This is a genomic window from Xenorhabdus bovienii (assembly GCF_024721015.1).
Lineage (GTDB): Bacteria > Pseudomonadota > Gammaproteobacteria > Enterobacterales > Enterobacteriaceae > Xenorhabdus > Xenorhabdus bovienii.
In genome coordinates this window covers 69,749-77,470 of the sequence record NZ_JANAIF010000012.1, presented here as the reverse complement: position 1 = coordinate 77,470, position 7,722 = coordinate 69,749, and the positions used below count along the sequence as shown (strand labels likewise).

Below are 7,722 nucleotides of genomic sequence, written 5' to 3'. Positions count from 1 at the left end.
CATTAGTGGACGCGGTAAGTCAGTGTATTGTATTACCGACTATAACAAAAGTGCAGATAATTTCATTGATTAACTTAACACGCATATTTAATCAAAAAAATAGAGAAATACCTGAGCGAATAAAACAAGCTATTCCGCTTTCATTATATTAATAAAGAAATAATGCCTTACGAAAAGGAGCGCCGTGATTTACCTCGGTTGCAAACAATTCTCTTCTTTCCAGCCATATAACCATTCCAAAGCTTTGTAATAATCTTGCTGGGTCTTACCTTTCCACAGTAAATTGCGAACTTCGCGTTCAACCCCTTTTGCATGATAAAGACGTCCCATTTCCCGAGTAGACCACACAATACGAGCAGTACGCGGAATGCGGACGGCTTGGTACAGTTTAAACGCCTCAATCGCATTACCATTACACGCTTTCACCGCTTCCCCTAATGTTACGGCATCTTCTAACGCCATACATGCCCCCTGAGCCATATATTGTGCGACTGGATGTGCAGCATCACCTAATAAGGTGACTCGACCAGTGCCCCATGACTCAACAGGTTCACGATCGGCTGTCGCCCAGCGACGCCATGATGTTGTCTTATCTAACATTTGCCGAGGCCGTGGATGAATAGTGTCAAAGTAGGACATCACTTCCTCTTTACTACCATCAGTTACTCCCCACTCCTCTTGCTGCCGGCTATGGAAAGTGACTACCAAATTATATTGTGACCCCCCACGTAGTGGGTAATGCACTAAATGGCAATGCGGGCCTCCCCATAAAATGGGGGCATTAATTCGTAAATCTTCCGGCATATCTTCTCGTTCAATAACCGCACGATACACAACATGACCTGTAACCCTTGGTTTATCATTCAATGTAGAGTCACGAATAATCGATTTCCCTCCATCACAACCAATCAATACATCTGCTTTATAGCTATTACCTTTCTCATCAATGACTTCTACATCATTTTGAGTGATATTCACTTCCACCACTTTTGTTGCGGTTCGATAACTCACTAATGAATTCTTTAAAGCGGCTTGCCAAACCGTGTCATGGATATCAGCTCGATGAATAACCGCATATGGACCGCCAAAATAGTCACGAAACACTTGCCCGGTATCAACTCGTACCACTTCATTAGCATCCATCGCATCCATCATGGCAATGTAATCCGTAAATACCGCTCGCTCACGCGCAATTTCGCCAATCCCCAAACTATCTAAAGCAGAAAAGGCATTAGGGCCAAGTTGGATCCCCGCACCGATTTCACCTATCTCGTTGGCTTGTTCCAATAATAAAACCTTAATGCCGACTTTTGCCAGTGATAATGCAGCAGCGGCACCACCGATACCTCCCCCCTCAATGTCACTTGATCACCAACACAATAATTTCCAGAATTATTCTTCTCTAACAAACGCTCCACTGCGCCTAGCCCTACTTTGATCCAGTGGGCATACCAATTTTTTTTCTGGCTATCGCTAATCTGCAACTCATCCGTTAAATAGCGTAAAACTCGCATATTATTCACAGGGTGGATATCGCAAGCGATAATAGAGGCAATCTCTAATACTTGAGTGCGTATTTGTGCGCCTTGTGGTAAGAGTTGTGGCACAGGGAAACACCGCTCTAAATAATCAATAATAGCCAATGACTGACCCATTGAGTTGCCTTCATCATCAATTAGCGTTGGTACGGCGCCAACGGGATTAAGCTGCAAATATTCCGTATCATACTGGCGAATATTAACTGGCTCTGTTTGGTAATCAATACCTTTCAACGCTAAAGCGATACGTACCCGATAAGAGGCTGAACTATTAAAAAAACTAAATAGTTTCATTCTTTCATCTCCTTATGAATCTAAATGATCGCCACAGTTAAATCTGTTAATCCTTCTACGCCACAGATAATTGTATCCCCTTTCACGACTGCACCGACGCCTTCAGGTGTTCCTGTATAAATAAGATCGCCCGGCTGCAGTTCAAAGAAGGTCGATAGATAACTAATTGTCTCTGCAACAGACCAAATCAGAAAATCAATACTGCTACTCTGATATTCTGTGCCGTTGACATGTAACCATATCGCCGCCTTATTCATATCTGGGCAGCTCACCGATGGATGAATCGGTGAAATAGGCGCAGAAAGATCAAATGCTTTACCGATTTCCCACGGACGCCCCATTTTACGCATCTCGATCTGGCGATCTCTGCGTGTCATATCGAGCCCCGTTGCATAACCATAAACATGGTTCAAAGCTTCTTCGACAGAGATATTTTTGCCGCCTTTTCCAATCGCCGCGACCAACTCAATTTCATAGTGGTAATTCTCGGTTTGCTCAGGATACGCTAATTCTAAAATCTCACCCGCCTTCACAGGCACAACCGCATCTGCTGGCTTACAGAAGAAAAAAGGCGGTTCACGCTCAGGATCAAACCCCATTTCACGAGCGTGGGCCGCGTAATTACGCCCTACACAATAAACACGATGAACAGGAAAAAATTCATCTGTCCCAACAACAAGAACGGCAACTTGAGGTACCGGTGAAAAAACAAACTTACTCATAACAAATTTCCTTAATCAAATATCAACGAGTTCCTAATGTGAAAGCGTCTACCAGAGTGGCGCAGCTATCTTTAACCACGAGCTTCCCGAAATAGACCTAATACCTCTTGTACTGGGCGATCCGAAAAGCTGAATAACACGGTATCCGACTGAGTTTCAAAACTGACGGGAAGCCAAGATGGCACTACAAAAATATCTTTTGGGCCAAACATAAAGTGCTCTCCCCCGATAGTGACCTGACCTTGCCCCTCAGCGACATAGTAAATAGTACTGTCTGTAGAACGACTGTTTTCCCCTTTAAACCCTTTTGGTAATAACTGCAAAAATGTTGCCATGGTTGGCATTGTGTGCCCACCATTTGCTGGGTTGACATAACGCAGTTTGAACCCTTCATATTTATCTGGATCACTATTGCGGCTTAGCTGTTCTAACGCTTCTCGGCTGCGGTCATATCGATAATTAAAAATCGGTGAAGAATTACCTGATTGATAACGTACAGGCAGCATATTGGCGGCATAGCGTGGCAAGTAGTCGTCATTTGGACGCAACACGGGTTGCTGTTCTTCTGGGTAATCCTCCGCAAATCCACATCCCAGATAGTTCACTAAAGGCAAATCCACATCAACCCAGATAACAGGCTCTGTTCCTGGGTTGCCATGGTCATGCCATTGCCACTGCGGAGTTAGAATAAAGTCACCCTCCTCCATCATCGTCCGCTCACCATTAACGGCTGTAAACGCCCCACTCCCTTCAACGATAAAACGTAAAGCCGATTGAGAATGTCGATGGCTCGGTGCAACTTCTCCAGGCATGATTAATTGCAATCCGGCATATAATGATGACGTAATAGATGACTTACCGATTAACGCTGGGTTTTCTAATACCAGTACGCGGCGAATCGCTTCGCGAGCCCCAATTAGCTCTCCGCTTTCCATCAAAAAAGGGCGAATATCCTGATAACGCCATAGCGCGGCAGAAATAGAGGAATGGGGTACATCTGGTACTAATCTATGTAACTCTTCCCAAAGAGGCGAAAGGTTTAATTTCGCAATGTCCTGATAGAAACTCTTTCTGCGATCTAATTGGCTTGTGTTAATTTTTTGCATGTTTGACCCCTTTATATGATCTATTTTTCTTGTATGGTCATGTGTGAGACGACAATACGTGCCGTTCTATGTTGTGTACGTAAAATAACCATTGCTAAAGCAGCAACGACAGCAGGTAAAGCGATAACAATAAATATCGTGCTAAAAGAGATATTCCAAGACAGCATCAAACCACCACTGAGGGATCCAACAATCGCACCACAACGGCCAACGGCGTTTGCCCAGCTCACTCCTGTTACACGACATTGAGTAGGATAGAGTGCGGCGGACAACGCATTAAGGCCTACCTGAGATCCACTAATCCCCACACCTGTACCCAAGACAACCAGTGCCATCATCCATAAAGAGCCTTCTGAGAAGCTGATTAATACAATGAATACTGCCCCTAGGGCGTAACTTACCGCTAATGTCCAATAAGGATTTAAGCGATCCATCACAACCCCTATCAAAATAGCCCCTGCCGTTCCACCCACCTGAAAGGCTGTCGTCACCCAAGATGCATGTTGTAAATCGATCCCACTATTGTTCAGTAATGTCGGTAACCAACTTGAAAGTGAGTAAATAATCAGCAAGCTCATAAAGAACACACACCATAACAACAGTGTTGTAGGTAAGATTTCACGGCTAAATAATGCGGAGACAGCGCTTTTTTCTGCAGGTTTTTCGTCCAAGTAAAAAGTGACATCGTCATAATTTTTACCCGTAATTTTATTCAAGACATCAGGAATTTTTTCGGGTTGATACTGTTTTAATACTCGATAACGAGGTGATTCAGGCAAGATTTTCCATAGCAAGACACTCAATGCTAATGGCATGACGCCACCGAGGATCAAGATCCCTTCCCAGCCAATGGAAGGTACCCATTGAGCACTTACAATCCCCCCTAGGGCTGAACCTAACGTAAAACCACAAAACATAAGCGTGACTAAACCAGCTCGCCGCCTTGCAGGCATGAATTCCGATGTTAATGTGATTGCATTCGGCATTGCACCACCAAGACCTAGCCCCGTCAAAAAGCGTAATATCGTTAGTGTTGTCATATCTGTAGCAAATGCCGACAACAAACACATTAGGCCAAAAAGTGCCACACTAAATTGCATAATATTTTTACGACCAAAACGGTCCGCCATTGGCCCAAATATCAAAGCACCTAACGTCAGCCCAAAAAGACCTGAGGCAAACAAAGGTGCTAGATGCGCTGCATCCAACTGCCATTGTTGGCGAATAGCGGGAGCAATAAACCCGATTGACGCAGTATCAAAACCGTCAAACGTTACGACTAGAAAACAACAAATCAACACTTGCCATTGGTAGCGGGATACAGGGGCTGCATCAATCACCTCCTGAACAGTCATACTGCGCTTTAGTGCCATTTCATAACCTCATGATTATCGGTATTTTTATCATTTTTTTAATGCTTGTTGCTATTTTGTTAAGAGAGTATTACTACTAGGTGTGAAAATATAATGGTATTTCAGCCTCATCCATAACCTGGGAGTTATACCTATGAGTAACTGGACACAAAAATTAAAAATTCAGCATCTAAGGCTGCTAATCTGTATTGGCGAGCAAGGGAATTTAAGTAAAGTTGCAGAGATTATGGGGATTACTCAGCCCGCACTATCAAAATGGTTAGGGGGATTAGAGGAAGATATTGGGATCACACTCTTTGAACGACACAGCAAAGGATTACGTCCATCGGAAGGTGGCCGTCTGCTGCTGGAACATGCCCAGCGTATACTTAATGATTTAGAACGGTCTCAAGAAGATATTGAACAATTTAAAATGGGTATCAAAGGTAGTCTGATTATTGGCAGTTCACCTGTCGCCACGGACTGTGTTTCTCTTGCCCTCCTTTCACTTGTTAATGATTACCCAAGTATTCATGTCAAAGTCGTTGAAAATGTCATGACTTCACTATTGCAAAGCCTAATTTCCGGCAAAATTGATGTTGTGGTTGGCCGAGTCGGTGGAAAAGCATTGCAATTACCTCTCAATTACCAAACATTATATACAGAGCCGGTCTGTTTTGTGGGTCGTTGTAACCACCCATTAGCCAATCGAGAGAGTATTAATTGGCAAGATCTCTTAGAATACAACTGGATTGTCTGGCCAACAGGTACTCCCATTCGTAATAGCATTGATAATGCCATCGTCGATCAAGGTGTAATGTTACCCGACAATTATCTAGAATCGTCATCAATGAATGTAACCATTAATATGATCCAAGCAAGCGATATTGTCTCGATTTTATCGTGGCGTTTAGCACATCGTTATGTAGAAAAAGGTCAACTAGCAATATTGCCTTTGCCCCGTATCGAGCAAAAAGGCAGCGTTGGAGTATTTTGGCGTAAAGATACTACCCCATCTGATGCATTGCAGTGCTTCTTATCGCATTTAACGAAGGCATCGGCAGAGCCAGAAGCGGCAATGAGACTGTAATTAAGTTACATCCTTGGAATCGTCACTTTTGGGGGTTCTTCGGTGGAACCCGGATAGAACTGACCTATAAAATCATTTTTTTATAGAAAATGACTCGTTCGGTTTCAATAAACCCTAAAGAATGATGGAGTTTTTGTGATATCAAATTAGAAATATGGGTATTAGACGCGATTTCTTGGCAGTTGTGTTCTTTTGCCCAGAGACACGCATGGGATATCAGCATTTTTACTTAACCTTACATCTTCCTAACAATAAAAATCATTCCTTCCGTTAGCTCGTGATATCCATCCCCTGCCCAGCTATCTAATGTGGTAACTATCACATTTATTTCACCAAGGCTAGATATTTTATCCCTATTTTAATAAAAGGAGGCCAGAATATGCCGCCACGTTTTATTCTGCCTGTATTGGCACTCGCTGTATTTTTCATTGGTACGACGGAATTTATGCTGTCTCCCATGCTCAAGCCATTGACCAGTGCATTTAGAACGACGCTTGATAATGTTGCTTGGCTTGTATCCGGTTATGCTCTTTCCTATGCTCTTGCAGCCCCCTTTTTCGGTTGGCTTTCTGATCGTGTAAATCGACGCAAATTGTTACTGATATCCCTGCTGTTTCTTATGTTTGATGGATTGGCGCTAACATTTGCCCCAAATTTGAGTACTGCTATTGGATTGCGTATTTTTGGTGGCATCGCTTCAGCGGCATTAATCCCAACAACGTTTGCCTTGATTGCAGAACTTTTCCCACGCCAAAAGCAAGCGTCAGCCATGAGTTTGGCTATGCTTGGCATGACAGCGGGTATTGCTGGTGGCCCAATATTTGCGGGAGTTTTAACGGAATTATCTGATTGGCGGGCGCCATTTCTGGTCAATGCTGCGGGGTGTTTGCTGGTTTTTGTCTTAGGCAGGAAATGTATTCCAATTCAAGCGCCTGTTGAGAGAATAACACACCAAGTGGTTACATTTAAATCAATGTTTCAGTGGGTGCGCCAGAAAAATTTAATGATTCCTCTTATCGCAAAAGGATTTTGGAATGGTACGGCGGTGTCTGCTTTGATATTGGCTGGAGAGGTGTTACGACAACACTATGAGATAGGAACAGGAACGATTGGTATCTCAATTTCTACATTCGGAATCGGTCTTGGTTTGGGCAATTTGTCCGTCGGCATGGTGAAACGTCTGGGATTAAGGGATGAAATCATATTGTTACTGGCGATCGTGTTACTTTCCTCAGCGACGACTGCGTTTATGCTGATGCCTTTATCTCTGCCCTTTAGCCTGAGCTGCTTGATTGTATGGGGAAGCGCCCTTGGCCTTGCTGCACCGATCAGTACCGTTATTCTGGCAAATCGAGCGAAACAGCATAAAGGTCAGGTACTGGCGGTTTCAGAAAGCTTGAACAATCTGGTGATTTTGCTTTTGATCCCGATTGCTACAATGCTGATGACTCATCATGGCATTGCAGTAACCATGCTAATGTTAGGATTCAGTTTAATAATAAGTATTGTGCTGACAATAAGAGACTTTTTTGGTGACACTGTCACGTAATAAAAAAGACTTGGAAGCGCTATCCTCCAAGCCTTGTCAATCAATATATGTTCTGAATATAAAACTATAAT

The 7,722-nt window shown here is 43.3% G+C and carries 6 protein-coding genes and 1 pseudogene; 2 read left to right on the top strand and 5 right to left on the bottom strand.

Annotated features, from left to right (window positions below; genetic code table 11):
- Positions 1–189: 189 nt before the first annotated feature.
- From NXS07_RS05540 to NXS07_RS05520, 5 genes and pseudogenes are all read right to left on the bottom strand, one after another.
- Positions 190–1,359 (bottom strand): 3-hydroxybenzoate 6-monooxygenase, encoded by a 1,170-nt coding sequence (locus NXS07_RS05540; RefSeq protein ID WP_258086333.1) that lies wholly within the window; start codon positions 1,357–1,359, stop codon positions 190–192.
- Positions 1,356–1,832, bottom strand: a pseudogene (gene maiA / locus NXS07_RS05535) (maleylacetoacetate isomerase); the annotation flags it as partial. The pseudogene maiA and the gene NXS07_RS05540, both read right to left, overlap by 4 nt.
- Positions 1,833–1,852: 20 nt before the next feature.
- Positions 1,853–2,554 carry a fumarylacetoacetate hydrolase family protein gene (locus tag NXS07_RS05530; RefSeq protein WP_258086332.1) on the bottom strand — a complete coding sequence of 234 codons (702 nt, stop codon included), beginning with the start codon at positions 2,552–2,554 and terminating at the stop codon, positions 1,853–1,855.
- A 71-nt stretch (positions 2,555–2,625) separates the two neighbouring features.
- The gene (gene gtdA / locus NXS07_RS05525; RefSeq protein WP_258086331.1) at positions 2,626–3,660 is read right to left on the bottom strand and encodes a gentisate 1,2-dioxygenase; all 1,035 of its coding nucleotides are present in this window, start codon (positions 3,658–3,660) and stop codon (positions 2,626–2,628) included.
- Between the two features lie 20 nt (positions 3,661–3,680).
- A complete protein-coding gene (locus NXS07_RS05520; RefSeq protein ID WP_258086330.1) occupies positions 3,681–5,033 on the bottom strand; it encodes an MFS transporter in 1,353 nt (450 codons plus the stop codon).
- Positions 5,034–5,166: 133 nt separating this feature from the next.
- Here NXS07_RS05520 and NXS07_RS05515 point away from each other — a divergent pair, with 133 nt between their 5' ends.
- Positions 5,167–6,102, top strand: coding sequence for a LysR family transcriptional regulator (locus NXS07_RS05515; RefSeq protein ID WP_038193586.1), 936 nt, complete (start codon positions 5,167–5,169; stop codon positions 6,100–6,102).
- Positions 6,103–6,481: 379 nt separating this feature from the next.
- A complete protein-coding gene (locus NXS07_RS05505; RefSeq protein WP_258086329.1) occupies positions 6,482–7,651 on the top strand; it encodes an MFS transporter in 1,170 nt (389 codons plus the stop codon).
- Positions 7,652–7,722 lie beyond the last annotated feature (71 nt).